Here is a 16,269-nt window from a genome sequence, read left to right on the forward strand (position 1 = left end):
AGGCTTTTTACACGAGGCACGCAACCTAGAAAATTCGACCGCAGCTTAGATTCTTGCAAAGCCAGAAACGGAGGTGCTTCGTCATTTCATTGCAGCTTGCGCCAGCTCGAGCATTTGAGACGAACAGACCATCCTCCAGCATATATGCCCCATGCTCCAGCCGGAGCGGCAAAAGGAATAGTTTTTACAGTTGGCGACGCTCCACTGGAAGTAGATACCCTTTTAAAGTTGTGATCCTCTGTAACCTCTCCCTTTGCACAATAAGTTTGCGACAGTATCTCTTTCGCCAATGAGACCGCACGTTCCCTATTCCGGGACGACTTTATCGGCGCAACCAGCCTTGGAGAGGACAAGTCAGGCGCATGCCTGAAGTGCTTTTTGACAAAATTGCGCGTCTCCTGAGGGTCTTTCAGCCACCTTAAGAATACACTGACATTCAGCGGCTCCCCTGTCCCTTTACGAGAGAAATTCTTGCTCGAGCCAACTGGACTTTCGAAATGAACCTGTAGATAGCCAGCCTCGGTCTCCAGCAAAAGATAGGGCACCGAGAACGGTGAAGAAACACGCGCCTCCTTCGGCAAGTCACGGGAAGAAAACTTTCGAAACCGTTTTAGAGCATCTGCATGCAGCGCTGACCCAGCAAAGCTGATCGTGAAAGCCATCAAGATAAGATGTCTTATTGCCAACATTTGTATTTCCTTTTCACTTCAATTCCTTTTGGGGGATGGCAACGCGCCAAAACGTGAGGAACCGAACCTGACCTCAAGTTAAACAAATCACCGGAACTCCAGCCCAGGTTTGCCTTCGAGAAGTGAGCTCGATAGCGGCATTGCCATTTGCGGGCTGTCATGTCGGCATCTGACCCGTAGTAAAAGCACATCTCGTCCAGAAGCTTCGTCCAGCGCCCTCGGACACCAGTTCGATTTCCCGGATACCAAAGATAGGAACGACCGTCAGCGGCAAGATACTCGACTTGGAAGCCTTGCTTAGGGGAAAACGAGAGGTACGTGGTATCAGGCTGCGGGTAATCCGGGGTGAGGTCCTCTTGAGCCAGTACAGCAGAAACTTCAGTTTCACGCGAGTTCAAGCAGCCGGACAAGATCAAACTGGCAGCCAGAAAAATTAGAGATGTTCTCCTTGATGAAGAAGATATTGCAATTGAATTCCACGCCGCCAAATTCATGATGTTCCAAACTTTCGCGAACTGAGAAATTAGATTCTTGCATGAGTGACAGTAGATAAACGAGCACTTTAAACACCACCATTCTGGAAGATCAACATGATCCTAAGACGGCCAAATCCGGACGACCTCACCGACGAGCACACCACCAGCCAAGTAGCGCCGCCCCAGGGGGCGGGACGGCGCTGGCGCGGCGGCCTGCGGCCTTGATCCCGCGCCGGGGAACTTTCCACTCCTACAGCACTTCGGGGGCGGATTACGCCGGAGGCATACTTTCAGCATAACGCTGGCACGCCCGGCAGCACCCTATTGCGCCTCAAGGAACCGGCTGGCGTCCAGAATGGTCTCAGTCAGCCCGGCAAAGAAGCCGGGAAAACTGATGTCCACCAGCCCCACGGATGCCACCCCGTCATCGGCGACAATGTCCTGGCCGGTGGTCACGGCAAATTTGGACGCCGGAGCATTCAGCAACTCCCGGTAGCTCGCCCCCTTGCCGTGCTTCAAAACATTGATCACCAGATAATACTGATGGACCCTCTCGGCGAGGGCGGCCTGCCCGGACTGCATCAGCAGGGCTGTCAATTTCCGTGAAAACGGTCCGCGCTTAAAATGGTGCTGCATCCGCGCCTCGAACAGAGTGAAGATATCGACCGCTGCGGCTTCCAGCGCAACCGTTGCCGCGCGCAGCTCTTCACACTGCCCGTCAGGGGACTGCGCCGCCATGATGCGATCTTCAAGCGTCTTGGCATTGGCCCGCGCCGCCGCGACCAGTTCAGGCAAACTCTGTGAAGGTCCCATCATTCATTCTCCTTAAGGCACCCCCTCCCATACGCTATAGCGCCAGGAATGATAGTGCCGGGGCGTCGTTTTTGAACGCCGCCCGTTGCGCAGGCAGCGCACGCGGGGCTTCGCGGATCTTAACCGCCGGCGGCTATTAATCAGCGGACGGAATGCACCAAGGAAGCCGCCATGCAGACATGCCTGCCCCGCACAAACGCAAAAGGCCCCCGCTGTCGCGAGGGCCTTCCAAAGTCTCAAAGAGGCAAATCTCAGAGTCCGGTGGACACGTCGATTGTGTTGCCCTCTTCCAGGGTCACATAGGCTTTCTTGACGTCTTTGCGACGGCCCATCTGGCCGCGGAACCGCTTGACCTTGCCTTTGGTGATGGTGGTGTTGACCGCCTTCACCTTGACGCCAAAGAGAGCTTCAACAGCTTCTTTGATCATCGGCTTGTTCGAGTCGATTGCCACCTCAAAGACCACTGCGCCGTTTTCGGACGCCATGGTGGTTTTTTCGGTGATGATCGGCTTGCGGACCACGTCGTAGTGTTCTGCTTTCGCGCTCATTTCAGGCGAGCCTCCAGTGCTTCGACACCTGCTTTGGTGATCACCAGGATGTCACGCTTCAGGATGTCATAGACGTTTGCGCCCATTGTCGGCAGGATATCCAGGCCTTCAATGTTGCGCGACGCTTTCAGGAAGTCTTCGTTGACCGAAGAACCGTCGATGACCAGCGCGCGTTTCCAGCCCAGGTTTTTCACCTGTTTGGCCAGAGCCGCGGTTTTGCCTTCGGAGGCTGCATCCTCGATGATGACCAGCTCGCCCGCTTTTGCCTTAGCGGACAGCGCGTGGCGCAGACCCAGCTTGCGGAACTTCTTGGTCAGATCGTGGCCGTGCGAACGGACAACCGGGCCCTTGTAGATACCGCCCTTGCGGAAGATCGGCGCGTTACGGTCACCGTGGCGTGCGCCGCCGGTGCCCTTCTGGCGATAGATCTTCTTGGTCGAATAGGAGGTTTCCGAGCGGGTCTTCACCTTGTGGGTGCCCTGCTGCGCGTTGTTGCGCTGCCAGCGGACCACACGGTGCAGGATGTCCGCACGCGGCTCCAGGCCGAACAGGTCTTCGGACAGCTCGATGTCGCCGGACTTGCCGCCGTCGAGTTTGATCACGTCAAGTTTCATGCTTCACCACCTTCCGCGGGGGCTTCAACAGCCGGTGCATCGGTTGCAGCCGCTTTCAGACCAGCCGGGAACGGCAGACCTTCGGGCGCTTTCTTCTTCACGGCGTCCTTGACGGTAACCCAGCCGGATTTCGGGCCGGGAACGGCGCCTTTGATGAAGACCAGGCCGCGATCGGCGTCGGTTTTCACCACTTCCAGATTCTGGGTGGTCACGCGGGCAGCGCCCATGTGGCCGGCCATCTTCTTGCCTTTGAAGACTTTGCCCGGATCCTGACACTGACCGGTCGAACCATGCGAACGGTGCGAGATCGACACACCGTGCGTGGCGCGCAGGCCGCCGAAGTTGTGCCGCTTCATGGCACCGGCGAAACCTTTACCGATCGAGGTGCCGGTGACGTCCACTTTCTGGCCAGCCAGGAAATGTTCGGCCGAAATTTCGGCGCCGACTTCGATCAGGGCGTCTGCGGGCACGCGGAATTCCACGAGCTTGCGCTTCGGCGCAACCTTGGCTGCTGCGAAGTGGCCGCGCATGGCTTGCGACGTGCGCTTTGCCTTGGCGGAACCGGCACCGAGCTGAACGGCGGTGTAGCCGTCTTTGTCATCGGTGCGCTGCGCAACAACCTGCAGGCCGTCCAGCGACAGAACGGTCACAGGGATCTGCTTGCCGTCTTCCAGGAACAGCCGGGTCATGCCGACTTTCTTTGCGATAATACCAGAGCGCATATTCATTACCCTCCGATCTTACGACTGCAGCTTGATTTCGACGTCCACACCAGCGGCGAGGTCGAGCTTCATCAGCGCGTCCACGGTCTGGGGGGTCGGATCAACGATGTCGAGAAGACGCTTGTGCGTCCGGATTTCGAACTGATCGCGGGATTTCTTGTCAACGTGGGGGCCACGCAGAACAGTGAATTTCTCGATCTTGTTCGGCATCGGGATCGGGCCACGAACCTGAGCGCCGGTGCGCTTGGCTGTGTTGACGATTTCCTGGGTGCTGGCATCCAGCACGCGGTAATCGAATGCCTTCAGCCGAATGCGAATGTTTTGGCTTTGCATTACATCTGCCTTTATTGAGGCGTTGAGGTTGAGAGGAGGGCCTGCGACCACCGCCGAACCCTCATCGAACCCAAAAGGCGGGAATCACCCCGCCCCTATCCGCACATAGCGAACCTGCGCGCTATACGCTTGATGAAGCAATGTGGCAAGGGGTTTCGCGGCGAAACGGTTGCGTTTGGGGCGGACGGTGCGTTTGGGGTTTGTTTGCCGTGGTAAACACCACCTAAAGCGTCACGAACTAAACAAGCTTGGCACAGGTCTCAAGGGAACGGCATTGCAATTCAAGCGCCAACTTCGTCTTGTCGGAGATAGTCTTATCCGTATAGCGTTTGGGCTTCACAAGATCCATTATGCAGTACCTGGAGTTCCCCAAAGCTGTACCCTTAAAGCAATCCAGTAGAACAAGAGTACCAATATTCGCAATCCTCTGAGCGAGTTCCGGCCTTTGCGTCGCCCAGACCAAATGCAGGTGGCTTTGCCCCTTCTCAAAGGTGCGAAACCACGGATCGACCTTCAACTCAATGTCGAAGTTCGGAATCGAGTAAATCCTCTCCTGATCGACTACTTCGATCTCTTTGGCTTTCCCAAACTTCGCGATGAAATTTTCAAAAGCAGCTTTGTTGTACTTTCGCTCCGCTTCTTTGGTTGGCGTATCGAGAATGTCTTCGATTTCTACCGAAGTAGCTCCTTCGATATAACTGTGAATAGCCTTTTTCAAAGACCAATGGAAATTGTGACCACCACCGGGACCATTCAACATCGTATCAAGTGCCCGCGCCAGCTCGACCTGATCGTAGTGGCAGAGTTTGATAAATGTTTGCAGGCGCATTGTGAGCATTCGACTCTCCTTTTAGATGCGCACAACAACACTCCAAACAGCACGGGAAGTAAAGGAAAACAAAGTCCTATCGTCTGGCCGTTTGCGATCGAATAGTTAGTTACCTGAGCGTGCCTCCGGGTTAGCCAAAATTCTCCTAAAATTTGCATCACGCTTTCTTGAACAACCAAGATGTGTGCTTATCTAAGCTTCGCACTGATACAAATGGAGAACATTGCATGAGCAGAACCTTGAAACCCGGTCAAAAAGCACCCGGCTCTGGCCAAGTCGAAATTGTTGGCCCTCGCGGAGGAAAGACTGGACAAGAACGCACTACCACAAAAGGGAACCCATTGCCTCCCACACCAAAACCGGGACAACGATACGTACCTGTAGACGGCACTAAGAACAAAAGCGGCTTTAAGAAATAGAGGTCAACAACGACTTCCGGTCTCTGCCCCGTTCAAACGCTGCTGCAAAAGAAAAGGGCCTCCCAAGGGAGGCCCTTTCTGTATTCAGAACCGGGTGGGTTCTCGGCGATTTTCTAGCGAAAACCGCCTGCCACCCACTGTTTCAAAATCACTCAGTGATTTTGGAAACGACGCCGGCGCCGACGGTGCGGCCGCCTTCGCGGATGGCGAAGCGCAGGCCGTTTTCCATCGCGATCGGCGCGATCAGCTCAACGTCGAACTTCAGGTTGTCGCCGGGCATAACCATCTCGGTGCCCTCGGGAAGGGTCACGGTGCCGGTCACGTCGGTGGTGCGGAAGTAGAACTGCGGACGGTAGTTCGCAAAGAACGGCGTGTGACGGCCGCCTTCTTCCTTGGTCAGGATATAGGCTTCGGCTTCGAACTTGGTGTGCGGGTTCACCGATTTCGGGGCGCACAGAACCTGGCCGCGCTCAACACCGTCACGGTCGATACCGCGCAGCAGGGCGCCGATGTTGTCGCCGGCTTCACCGCGGTCCAGCAGCTTGCGGAACATTTCCACACCGGTGCAGGTGGTGGTTTTGGTGTCGCGGATACCAACGATTTCGATCGAATCGCCAACGTTGATCACGCCGCGCTCAACCCGGCCGGTCACAACGGTGCCGCGGCCAGAGATCGAGAACACATCTTCAACCGGCATCAGGAACGGCTGGTCAACAGCACGCGCCGGGGTCGGGATGTACTCGTCCACAGCGGCCATCAGCTCTTTGATCTTCTCTTCGCCGATTTCAGGCTTGTTGCCTTCCATTGCGGCCAGAGCCGAACCCGCGATGATCGGGATATCGTCGCCCGGGTAGTCGTAGGACGACAGCAGCTCGCGGATTTCCATCTCGACCAGCTCAAGCAGCTCTTCGTCGTCGACCTGGTCGACTTTGTTCATGAACACGACCATGTGCGGGATGCCGACCTGGCGGCCCAGCAGGATGTGCTCGCGGGTCTGCGGCATCGGGCCGTCAGCAGCGTTCACAACCAGGATCGCGCCGTCCATCTGCGCCGCACCGGTGATCATGTTTTTCACATAGTCAGCGTGGCCGGGGCAGTCGACGTGGGCGTAGTGGCGGCCTTCGGTCTCATACTCGACGTGCGCGGTCGAGATGGTGATGCCGCGGGCTTTTTCTTCCGGTGCGCCGTCGATCTGGTCGTAGGCTTTGAAGTCACCGAAGTATTTGGTGATTGCTGCGGTCAGCGTGGTTTTGCCGTGGTCAACGTGGCCGATGGTGCCGATGTTGACGTGCGGTTTTGTGCGTTCGAACTTTTCCTTAGCCATGATGGCCTCCTATTGTTTCGAGAGGAGCCCGCAGCGGATGCGAACCCCTCAATTTTTTGACGCTTACGCGAATTTCGCCTGGATCTCTTCCGAGATGTTCTGCGGAACCGGTTCGTAATGGTCGAACTGCATGGTGAACTGGGCGCGGCCCGAGCTCATCGAACGCAGGGTGTTGATGTAGCCGAACATGTTCGCCAGCGGCACAAACGCGTCGATTGCGATTGCGTTGCCGCGGTTCTCCTGGCCGGACACCTGGCCCCGGCGCGAGGTCAGATCGCCGATGATACCGCCGGTATAGTCTTCCGGGGTGATCACTTCGACTTTCATCACCGGCTCGAGCAGTTTCGCACCAGCCTTGCGCATACCTTCACGCATGCCCATGCGGGCCGCGATTTCAAAGGCCAGAACCGAGGAGTCCACATCGTGGAACTTACCGTCGATCAGGGCAACCTTGAAGTCGATCACGGGGAAGCCGGCCAGCGGGCCGCTATCCATGACGGACTTGATGCCTTTTTCGACGCCCGGAATGTATTCCTTCGGAACCGCACCGCCGACGATGCGGGATTCGAAGGAGTAGCCTTCGCCCGGCTCTGTCGGAGAGATGATCAGTTTCACCTCGGCGAACTGGCCCGAACCACCCGACTGTTTCTTGTGGGTGTAGGAATGCTCGACCTCTTTGGAGATGGTCTCGCGGTAGGCAACCTGCGGCGCACCGATGTTGGCTTCGACCTTGAATTCCCGCTTGAGACGGTCAACCAGGATGTCCAGGTGAAGTTCGCCCATGCCCTTCATGATGGTCTGACCGGACTCGATGTCGGTCTCGACGCGGAAGGACGGATCCTCGGCAGCAAGACGCTGCAGACCCTGGGACATTTTCTCCTGGTCGGCCTTGGTCTTGGGCTCAACCGCGATTTCGATAACCGGATCGGGGAAGGTCATGGTTTCCAGCACGACCGGATCGTTGACAGCGCAGATGGTGTCACCGGTTGTGGTGTCTTTCAGACCTGCCAGCGCGATGATGTCGCCCGCGAACGCTTCCGTGATCTCCTCACGGTTGTTCGAGTGCATCATCATCATCCGGCCAACGCGCTCTTTCTTGCCTTTGGTCGAGTTCAAGAGCGTGTCGCCCTTGTTCAGGACACCGGAATAGATCCGGGTAAAGGTCAGCGAGCCGACAAAGGGGTCGTTCATGATTTTGAACGCCAGGCCGGAGAAGGCCATGCTGTCGTCCGCACGGCGGGCGATGTCACGGACTTCTTCTTCGTCACCGGGTTTGAAGCCCATGTAATCAACAACGTCCAGCGGGCTGGGCAGATAGTCGATCACAGCGTTCAGCAGCGGCTGCACGCCTTTGTTTTTAAACGCAGAACCGCCCAGAACCGGCACAAAGGCCATTTCCAGCGTGCCTTTGCGCAGCAGTTTGCGCAGGGTCGGCACGTCAGGCTCTTCGCCTTCCAGGTAAGCTTCCATGGCGTCGTCGTCCATTTCGACGGCCGCCTCGATCATCTTACCGCGCCATTCGTCAGCCATGTCTTTCAGGCTGTCGCGGATCGGTGCTTTGATCCACGATGCGCCAAGGTCTTCGCCCTGCCACAGCCATTCTTCCATGTTGACCAGGTCAACCAGGCCTTCCAGCTCGGTTTCGGCGCCGATCGGCACACCAACCGGAACCGCGCGGGCGCCGGTGCGGTCTTCGATCATTTCAACGCAGTTGAAGAAGTCAGCGCCGATCTTGTCCATCTTGTTGACGAACACCATGCGCGGAACCTTGTAGCGGTCAGCCTGACGCCACACGGTTTCGGTCTGCGGCTCAACACCGGCGTTGGCGTCCAGAACACAGACAGCACCGTCGAGAACCGCCAGCGAGCGTTCAACTTCGATGGTGAAGTCAACGTGGCCGGGGGTGTCGATGATGTTCAGGCGGTGCTTGGGCGAGTCAGCGGTTTCACCGTCTTCGGTGCGTTCCCAGAAGGTGGTGGTCGCAGCCGAAGTGATGGTGATGCCGCGTTCCTGCTCCTGCTCCATCCAGTCCATGGTGGCTGCACCGTCGTGCACCTCACCGATGTTGTGGGATTTGCCGGTGTAATACAGGATGCGCTCGGAGCAGGTGGTTTTACCTGCATCGATGTGCGCCATGATACCGAAGTTACGGTACAGTTCTAGCGGATAGTCGCGTGCCATAGGTCTAGGTCCTCCGGCTTACCAGCGGTAATGGCTGAAGGCTTTGTTCGCCTCGGCCATCTTGTGGGTGTCTTCGCGCTTTTTCACTGCGGTGCCACGGGACTGGACAGCGTCCATCAGCTCGCCTGCAAGGCGCTCTTCCATGGTGTTTTCGTTGCGCTTGCGCGCAGCAGTGATCAGCCAGCGGATTGCCAGTGCTTCACGGCGCTCGGGGCGGACTTCAACCGGCACCTGGTAGGTGGCACCGCCCACACGGCGCGAACGGACTTCGACCGAGGGTTTGATGTTGTCGAGAGCTTCGTGGAACACTTCAACCGGAGCGCGCTTGATTTTGCCTTCAACGCGGTCAAAGGCGTTGTAGACGATACGCTCTGCGACCGACTTCTTGCCGTCGATCATCAGGTTGTTCATGAATTTGGTCAGAACGCGGTCGCCGAACTTGGCGTCGGGCAGGACTTCGCGTTTTTCGGCGGCGTGACGACGTGACATATCAGCCTCTCCTTCTTACTTAGGACGCTTGGCGCCGTACTTCGAACGGCGTTGTTTACGGTCTTTAACGCCCTGGGTATCCAGAACACCGCGCAGGATGTGGTAACGGACACCCGGAAGGTCTTTTACCCGGCCGCCACGGATCAGAACCACAGAGTGCTCCTGAAGGTTGTGGCTTTCACCGGGGATGTAGGAGATCACTTCGAAACCGTTGGTCAGGCGGACCTTCGCAACTTTCCGCATAGCGGAGTTCGGTTTCTTCGGTGTGGTGGTGTACACGCGGGTGCAGACGCCGCGCTTCTGCGGGCACTGCTCGAGGTGCTGGGACTTCGAAACTTTGCGTTTCGGCTGACGCGGCTTGCGGATCAGCTGCTGGATCGTTGGCATTCAGGTTTTCCCCGTTTTCGCAACACTGTCATGCACGCCGGCGCGTGCGGGTGATTTCGCTGCACTTGTGCGTCCACAAGCGCAAAAACCGCAATCGCTCCCATTCCGAGGTGAGACGACGCGGTGAGGTTACAGAGGGCCCGGGTGGTAAAAGTGCCCAAGCCTTGAGCCACTGCAATTTTGAATTCGGCTTTCGAAGAATACACTCCGGGTGCCGGATAAGCGCGCGTATATGGGGAGTCGCCAAGGTTGTCAACAGCGGGCGGGGGCCGCCCTGCCGCCGGCAGGTCTGCACGCGTGTCCGCGCGCCCTGCCCGCCCTTGCCCGCGGCAAGGCTGAGCGGCATAGTCGCGGCGGCAGCGCTTTAGTATAAGACGGATTTCAGAATGCAAGTCATCGGATTGTGCCGGTTTTCCTATCCGGCCATCGGCGGGTTCCAAGTAGAGCATGAAACGATTGAGGAGCGGATTGCCTATCTCTATGCCGAAGCCCGGATGGAGGAGCGGTTCCGGCTGCTGGAAACCGTCGCTCTGCCCTGCCTGCGGGAGCAGACTGATCAGGATTTCGACCTGATCATGGTAATCGGCGACAGCCTGCCGCAGGTTCACCGCGACCGGCTGCAGGATCTGATCGCGGACATACCGCAAATCCAGCTTCACGCAGAGCCGCCGCGCAGGCATCGCGAGGTGATGAAAGATCTTCTGAACGGTGCAAGGCGGAAACCCGGCCAGCCCTGCCTGCAATTCAGGTTCGACGATGATGACGCGGTGGCAACGGAATTTGTCGAGCGCCTGCGGGACACCGCAAAAGACTGCGCCAAGCTGTTTGCCAAATCCGCCTCGGCTGCGATTGATTTCAACCGGGGCTATGTCGCGGAGTTCGGCCCGGACGGCATTTCAGCAGCACCAACCGTCCGGCCCTATTTCACCGCAGCCCTTGGCATGCATGTGGCAGCGGGCAGCCGCAAAACGATAATGAACTTTGCCCATCACCGTATTCACCACCACATGCCGTCTGTCACCATTACCGACGTCCCCATGTGGGTCCGCAGCCACAACCGGTTCAATGACTCCCGGCAAGACGGCGCCGCAGCCGTTGACGTCGCACCGCTGACGGGCAAGCAGGAAGCAGAATTTGCAACGGTCTTTGGTCTGCGGGCAGCCAAGGTGCGGGCGGCATTCAAGCCGCGCTAAACCGGCCGCGGCCAGGCGGGCAGCTACGGCAGCAAGGCCTTGAGGCGCGCCGGTGTGAAGCCGAAATGCTCGTTCAGCGCGTCTTCGATCTGGCGGGCGGGCCATTTCCGGGTCAGCCCCATTTGCGCCGGATCCGATTTATTGTCGCCATGAATGGTCCGCAGGAAGGCGGGCACCGAAATGTCGGAAAACGTATTGTAATGCTGCGCAATTTTGCGGTGGTTGAACGCATAGGGGTTGGCCCGGTGATCCGCCGGAGCAACCAGCGACAGGCCGGTGGACAACGGCGACCGCTCGCAGGTGTCATACAGCTCGGCGCCTTTGGCGGTTTTTTCCAGATACAGGCCACGGTTATGGGCGATGATAAACGGCGTCTGGCCTTCGCCCTGCAACGGGATCATGCCGCGGGCAAAGCCCTTGGTGCGTTTGACGAAATTCCGGTCCAAAGCATCATCATCATCCAGCCGGAACAGAACATGATGGGTGGCACGCCGTAAATTCACCAGGCCAAAAGCGTCCTTCAGCTGCTGGTAATGCGAGTCCGGCGCCGCACCGTGGCAAAAGATGTTGCTGTAAGGCTCTGTCAGTTCCAGCAGCCGTTCCAGATAGGGAGCAGGCAGGTCTTGCGAGGTCAGAACGATCAGCCGGAAACTCGGGTCGCTTTGCTGTGTCAGTGACTGCAGGCACAAATGTTCAAACAGCCGGAAGCGCAATTCCATCCGTTCGGGCGAGAACAGATGTGCTGCCTTTTCCTCCAAACTATTGAACCGCTCTGAATAATAATTCGTGCTGAGCACGGAAAACCGCACCAATCCGATCATCCGCAGCCTGATGTCCATCACCGTCCCCTGCCTGCCGCCATGTTGCCCGGTGTAATCCCGCGCCCGGCTGACGATAGCTGCGGTTGCGGAAATGAAAAAGCCCCCGCATGAAACCATGCGGGGGCTTTCCTGAAGGTATGAGCCGTGGCTTAGTCGCGGCTTTCCGGGGTTTCGACCAGGATATCCAGATCGTCGCCGCCCATCGCGTCTTCGTCCATCACCGGTGCGGCCAGGGCTGCAGCGGCTTCGGCTTCTTCGCGGCGGGCTTCCAGAACCACGTTGTCGCGGCCCTGGGCAATGGCGCGCACTGCCTGGGTCGCACCACCGGTGCCGGCCGGGATCAGGCGGCCCACGATGACGTTTTCCTTAAGGCCGACCAGCTTGTCCTTCTTGCCCTGCACCGAAGCCTCGGTGAGAACCCGGGTGGTCTCCTGGAAGGAGGCCGCCGAGATGAAGGAGCGGGTCTGCAGCGACGCTTTGGTGATGCCGAGCAGGATCGGTGCGCCCTGAGCCGGGCGCTTGCTGCGGGCCAGCGATTTCTCGTTGGCTGCGTCAAACTCCTGCTTGTCCACGTGTTCGCCTTTGAGCAGCGTGGTGTCGCCGGAGTCGGAGATTTCCCACTTCTGCAGCATCTGGCGGACGATCACCTCGATGTGCTTGTCGTTGATCTTCACACCCTGCAGGCGGTAGACGTCCTGAACCTCGTCGATCATGTAGTTGGCCAGAGCCTCGACACCCATGATGGACAGGATGTCATGCGGCGCCGGGTTGCCGTCCATGATGTAGTCGCCCTTCTGGACAAAGTCACCTTCCTGAACAGGAATGTGCTTACCCTTGGGCACCATGTATTCGACGGCATCCCGCGACTCGTCCGACGGTTCGATCGCGATGCGGCGCTTGTTCTTGTAGTCGCGGCCAAAGCGCACGTAACCATCGATTTCGGCGATGATCGCGTGGTCTTTCGGACGACGGGCTTCGAACAGTTCGGCAACGCGCGGCAGACCACCGGTGATGTCCTTGGTCTTGGCGCCCTCACGCGGGATACGCGCAACAACGTCACCAGCAACAACCTGATCGCCATCTTCGACCGAGAGGATCGCATCCACCGACATCGGATAGGTCAGCGGATTGCCAAGGTCGTTGCGCATCGGTTCGCCGTTGCTGTCGACCAGGATGATCTCCGGCTTCAGGTCCGAACCTTTCGGAGCCGTGCGCCAGTCGATCACGATCTTCTGGGTCATGCCGGTGGCTTCGTCGGTCTCATCACGGACAGCCAGGCCCGAGACCAGGTCCACGTATTTGGCAGTACCCGGCTTTTCGGCGATGATCGGCAGGGTATAGGGATCCCATTCGAACAGCTTGTCGCCGCGCGCAATGTCCTGACCTTCCTTGACGAACAGCTTGGAACCGTAACCCAGCTTGTGGCTGGCACGTTCTTCGCCGTGTTCGTCCTGAATGATCAGCTTCATGTTGCGGCCCACAACCATGGTCTCGCCGTTGGCGTTCTCCAGGGTCTGCGGCATCTCAAAGACGATCTTGCCTTCCTGGGACGCTTCCTGGAACGACTGCTGGCCACCCTGCGCAACGCCGCCGATGTGGAAGGTCCGCATGGTCAGCTGGGTGCCGGGTTCGCCGATCGACTGCGCCGCGATGATACCCACCGCTTCGCCTTCGTTCACCTTGGTGCCGCGCGCCAGATCTCGGCCATAGCACATGGCGCAGACGCCCTCTTCCGACTCACAGGTCAGCGGCGAGCGGATACGGGTCGACTGAACGCCGGCCTCTTCCACGGCATCTGCCATACGTTCGTCGATCAGCTGGCCTGCAGCAATGATGACTTCTTCGGTGCCAGGACGCAGGATATCGTCTGCAGCCACGCGGCCCAGAAGACGTTCGCCCAGGGTCGCGACAACTTCGCCATCGTTCACAGCCGCTTCGGCAGTGATCGCACGCTCGGTGCCGCAATCGTTCTCACGCACGATGCAGTCCTGCGCCACGTCCACCAGACGGCGGGTCAGGTAACCCGAGTTCGCCGTCTTAAGCGCGGTATCGGACAGACCCTTACGGGCACCGTGGGTCGAGTTGAAGTACTCGAGAACGGTCAGGCCTTCTTTAAAGTTCGAGATGATCGGAGTCTCGATGATGTCGCCGTTCGGCTTGGCCATCAGGCCGCGCATGCCGCCCAGCTGCTTCATCTGGGTAACCGAGCCACGCGCACCGGAGTGGGCCATCATGTAAACCGAGTTCGGTTCCATGACAGCGCCAGCCTCGTCGCGCTTGTCAGCCGAGATGGTGCCCATCATGGCTTCGGTGACCTTGTCGTTACACTTGGACCATGCATCGACCACTTTGTTGTACTTTTCACCCTGAGTGATCAGGCCGTCCATGTACTGCTGTTCAAAGTCCTTCACCTGATCGCGGGTCTCTTCAACCAGCGTCCATTTAGTGTCGGGGATCACCATGTCGTCCTTGCCGAACGAAATGCCCGCCTTGAACGCTTCGCGGAAGCCCATGGTCATGATCTGGTCACAGAAGATAACCGATTCCTTCTGACCGCAGTAGCGGTAGACGGTGTCGATGACCTGCTGCACTTCTTTCTTCCGCAGCAGCCGGTTGACCAACTCAAACGGGGCTTTGACGTTTTTCGGCAGCAGTGCGCCCAGACGGACACGGCCAGGCGTGGTTTCAAACCGCGACTTAACCTCGTTGCCTTCTTCGTCAAACTGGGTGATCCGGGCGGTGATCTTGGTGTGCATGTGCACAACACCAGCGTCCAGCGCATGCTGAACTTCTTCGATCGAGCCGAACACCATGCCTTCGCCCGGCATGCCTTCGCGTTCCAGGGTCACATAGTAGAGACCCAGGATCATATCCTGCGACGGAACAATGATCGGCGCGCCGTTGGCCGGCGACAGAACGTTGTTGGTGGACATCATCAGGACGCGCGCTTCCAGCTGGGCCTCAAGGCTCAAGGGGACGTGCACAGCCATCTGGTCGCCGTCAAAGTCCGCGTTGAACGCCGAGCAGACCAGCGGGTGCAGCTGGATAGCCTTGCCTTCGATCAGCGTGGGTTCAAACGCCTGGATGCCAAGACGGTGCAGCGTCGGTGCGCGGTTCAGCATCACCGGGTGTTCGCGGATCACCTCGTCGAGGATATCCCAAACCTCGGGACGCTCTTTTTCGACCAGCTTCTTCGCCTGTTTCACGGTGGAGGACAGACCTTTGGCCTCCAGACGCGAATAGATGAAGGGCTTGAACAGCTCCAGCGCCATCTTCTTGGGCAGGCCGCACTGGTGCAGTTTGAGTTCCGGGCCGGTCACAATGACCGAACGGCCGGAGAAGTCGACGCGCTTACCCAAAAGGTTCTGACGGAAGCGGCCCTGCTTGCCTTTCAGCATGTCAGAGAGCGATTTCAACGGACGCTTGTTGGCGCCGGTGATGACGCGGCCGCGGCGGCCGTTGTCGAACAGCGCGTCAACGGATTCCTGCAGCATCCGCTTTTCGTTGCGGACGATGATGTCAGGCGCGCGCAGTTCGATCAGCCGCTTCAGACGGTTGTTCCGGTTGATCACGCGGCGGTACAGGTCGTTCAGGTCGGAGGTCGCAAAGCGGCCGCCGTCCAGCGGCACCAGCGGACGCAGTTCCGGCGGGATGACCGGGATCACGGTCATGATCATCCATTCCGGACGGTTGCCCGATTCCAGGAAGGATTCCACGACTTTCAGACGCTTGATGATCTTCTTGGGCTTCAGTTCGCCGGTCGCTTCGGCCAGTTCGGCGCGCAGCTGCTCGGCTTCGGATTCCAGGTCGATCTGGGCCAGCATGTCACGGATAGCTTCGGCGCCGATGTTGGCGGTGAAAGCGTCCGTGCCGAAGGCATCCTGGGCGTCCATGAACTCTTCTTCGGTCATCATCTGGCCATAGGACAGATCGGTCAGGCCCGGCTCGATGACAACATAGTTTTCAAAGTACAGAACACGTTCCAGGTCGCGCAGGGTCATGTCCAGCATCAGGCCGATGCGCGACGGCAGCGACTTGAGGAACCAGATGTGTGCAACCGGTGCGGCCAGTTCGATGTGGCCCATGCGCTCGCGGCGGACTTTTTGCAGGGTGACCTCGACGCCGCATTTTTCGCAAACGACGCCGCGGTACTTCATCCGCTTATATTTGCCGCACAGGCATTCGTAGTCTTTGATCGGGCCGAAGATCCGGGCGCAGAACAGGCCGTCGCGCTCGGGCTTGAAGGTCCGGTAGTTGATGGTCTCGGGCTTTTTGATTTCGCCGTAAGACCACGACAGGATCCGTTCCGGCGACGCGAGCGAGACTTTGATTTCATCAAAGACCTTGGGCGGCGTCAGCGGGTTGAACGGGTTGTTGGTGATTTCCTGGTTCATTTTGATACCTCAAATTCGTGCGGAAGGGAGGAGGGGG

At 58.3% G+C, this 16,269-nt stretch carries 14 protein-coding genes; 1 reads left to right on the forward strand and 13 read right to left on the reverse strand.

Features of this window, described 5'->3' with window-relative positions; translation table 11 throughout:
- Window positions 1-86 precede the first annotated feature (86 nt).
- From ETW24_RS17420 to rpsL, 11 genes are all read right to left on the reverse strand, one after another.
- Window positions 87-689 (reverse strand): hypothetical protein, encoded by a 603-nt coding sequence (locus ETW24_RS17420; protein ID WP_164982762.1) that lies wholly within the window; start codon window positions 687-689, stop codon window positions 87-89.
- A gap of 797 nt (window positions 690-1,486) precedes the next feature.
- Window positions 1,487-1,981, reverse strand: coding sequence for a hypothetical protein (locus ETW24_RS17430; RefSeq protein ID WP_254695643.1), 495 nt, complete (start codon window positions 1,979-1,981; stop codon window positions 1,487-1,489).
- Between the two features lie 248 nt (window positions 1,982-2,229).
- Window positions 2,230-2,526 (reverse strand): 50S ribosomal protein L23, encoded by a 297-nt coding sequence (locus tag ETW24_RS17435; protein ID WP_024088533.1) that lies wholly within the window; start codon window positions 2,524-2,526, stop codon window positions 2,230-2,232.
- Window positions 2,523-3,140, reverse strand: coding sequence for a 50S ribosomal protein L4 (rplD, locus tag ETW24_RS17440; protein ID WP_129372224.1), 618 nt, complete (start codon window positions 3,138-3,140; stop codon window positions 2,523-2,525). The genes ETW24_RS17435 and rplD overlap by 4 nt, the downstream gene beginning before the upstream one ends.
- Window positions 3,137-3,862 carry a 50S ribosomal protein L3 gene (rplC, locus tag ETW24_RS17445; RefSeq protein WP_027257340.1) on the reverse strand — a complete coding sequence of 242 codons (726 nt, stop codon included), beginning with the start codon at window positions 3,860-3,862 and terminating at the stop codon, window positions 3,137-3,139. The genes rplD and rplC overlap by 4 nt, the downstream gene beginning before the upstream one ends.
- 18 nt (window positions 3,863-3,880) lie before the next feature.
- On the reverse strand, window positions 3,881-4,195 hold the full coding sequence (rpsJ, locus tag ETW24_RS17450; RefSeq protein ID WP_019298501.1) for a 30S ribosomal protein S10: 315 nt from the start codon (window positions 4,193-4,195) through the stop codon (window positions 3,881-3,883).
- Between the two features lie 238 nt (window positions 4,196-4,433).
- Entirely contained in the window at window positions 4,434-5,033 is a 600-nt protein-coding gene (locus tag ETW24_RS17455) for a hypothetical protein (protein ID WP_129372225.1), read from the reverse strand.
- Between the two features lie 558 nt (window positions 5,034-5,591).
- A complete protein-coding gene (gene tuf / locus ETW24_RS17465; protein ID WP_072503619.1) occupies window positions 5,592-6,767 on the reverse strand; it encodes an elongation factor Tu in 1,176 nt (391 codons plus the stop codon).
- Between the two features lie 63 nt (window positions 6,768-6,830).
- Window positions 6,831-8,948, reverse strand: a complete 2,118-nt coding sequence (fusA, locus tag ETW24_RS17470) for an elongation factor G (RefSeq protein ID WP_129372227.1) — start codon at window positions 8,946-8,948, stop codon at window positions 6,831-6,833.
- Between the two features lie 18 nt (window positions 8,949-8,966).
- Window positions 8,967-9,437 carry a 30S ribosomal protein S7 gene (rpsG, locus tag ETW24_RS17475; RefSeq protein WP_027257337.1) on the reverse strand — a complete coding sequence of 157 codons (471 nt, stop codon included), beginning with the start codon at window positions 9,435-9,437 and terminating at the stop codon, window positions 8,967-8,969.
- A gap of 15 nt (window positions 9,438-9,452) precedes the next feature.
- Window positions 9,453-9,824 (reverse strand): 30S ribosomal protein S12, encoded by a 372-nt coding sequence (gene rpsL / locus ETW24_RS17480; RefSeq protein ID WP_008204009.1) that lies wholly within the window; start codon window positions 9,822-9,824, stop codon window positions 9,453-9,455.
- A 386-nt stretch (window positions 9,825-10,210) separates the two neighbouring features.
- On the opposite strand from rpsL, the gene ETW24_RS17485 reads away from it, so the two are divergent.
- Window positions 10,211-11,017 (forward strand): putative rhamnosyl transferase, encoded by an 807-nt coding sequence (locus tag ETW24_RS17485; protein ID WP_129372228.1) that lies wholly within the window; start codon window positions 10,211-10,213, stop codon window positions 11,015-11,017.
- Window positions 11,018-11,040: 23 nt separating this feature from the next.
- Here the strand turns inward: ETW24_RS17485 and ETW24_RS17490 are convergent, their stop codons facing one another.
- Both ETW24_RS17490 and rpoC read right to left on the reverse strand, forming a co-directional pair.
- Complete coding sequence (locus ETW24_RS17490) at window positions 11,041-11,856, reverse strand: glycosyltransferase (RefSeq protein ID WP_129372229.1); 816 nt, start codon at window positions 11,854-11,856, stop codon at window positions 11,041-11,043.
- 131 nt (window positions 11,857-11,987) lie between these two features.
- Complete coding sequence (gene rpoC / locus ETW24_RS17495; RefSeq protein ID WP_129372230.1) at window positions 11,988-16,232, reverse strand: DNA-directed RNA polymerase subunit beta'; 4,245 nt, start codon at window positions 16,230-16,232, stop codon at window positions 11,988-11,990.
- Window positions 16,233-16,269 lie beyond the last annotated feature (37 nt).

Source organism: Leisingera sp. NJS204, assembly GCF_004123675.1.
GTDB lineage: Bacteria > Pseudomonadota > Alphaproteobacteria > Rhodobacterales > Rhodobacteraceae > Leisingera.

Coding starts and splice junctions, on each gene's coding strand:
- ETW24_RS17485 (WP_129372228.1), top strand. CDS start 10,211: ATGCAAGTCATCGGATTGTGCCGGTTTTCCTATCCGGCCATCGGCGGG.
- fusA (WP_129372227.1), bottom strand. CDS start 8,948: ATGGCACGCGACTATCCGCTAGAACTGTACCGTAACTTCGGTATCATG.
- ETW24_RS17455 (WP_129372225.1), bottom strand. CDS start 5,033: ATGCTCACAATGCGCCTGCAAACATTTATCAAACTCTGCCACTACGAT.
- ETW24_RS17435 (WP_024088533.1), bottom strand. CDS start 2,526: ATGAGCGCGAAAGCAGAACACTACGACGTGGTCCGCAAGCCGATCATC.
- rplD (WP_129372224.1), bottom strand. CDS start 3,140: ATGAAACTTGACGTGATCAAACTCGACGGCGGCAAGTCCGGCGACATC.
- rpsG (WP_027257337.1), bottom strand. CDS start 9,437: ATGTCACGTCGTCACGCCGCCGAAAAACGCGAAGTCCTGCCCGACGCC.
- rpsL (WP_008204009.1), bottom strand. CDS start 9,824: ATGCCAACGATCCAGCAGCTGATCCGCAAGCCGCGTCAGCCGAAACGC.
- ETW24_RS17490 (WP_129372229.1), bottom strand. CDS start 11,856: ATGGACATCAGGCTGCGGATGATCGGATTGGTGCGGTTTTCCGTGCTC.
- rplC (WP_027257340.1), bottom strand. CDS start 3,862: ATGCGCTCTGGTATTATCGCAAAGAAAGTCGGCATGACCCGGCTGTTC.
- ETW24_RS17420 (WP_164982762.1), bottom strand. CDS start 689: ATGTTGGCAATAAGACATCTTATCTTGATGGCTTTCACGATCAGCTTT.
- tuf (WP_072503619.1), bottom strand. CDS start 6,767: ATGGCTAAGGAAAAGTTCGAACGCACAAAACCGCACGTCAACATCGGC.
- rpsJ (WP_019298501.1), bottom strand. CDS start 4,195: ATGCAAAGCCAAAACATTCGCATTCGGCTGAAGGCATTCGATTACCGC.
- ETW24_RS17430 (WP_254695643.1), bottom strand. CDS start 1,981: ATGATGGGACCTTCACAGAGTTTGCCTGAACTGGTCGCGGCGGCGCGG.
- rpoC (WP_129372230.1), bottom strand. CDS start 16,232: ATGAACCAGGAAATCACCAACAACCCGTTCAACCCGCTGACGCCGCCC.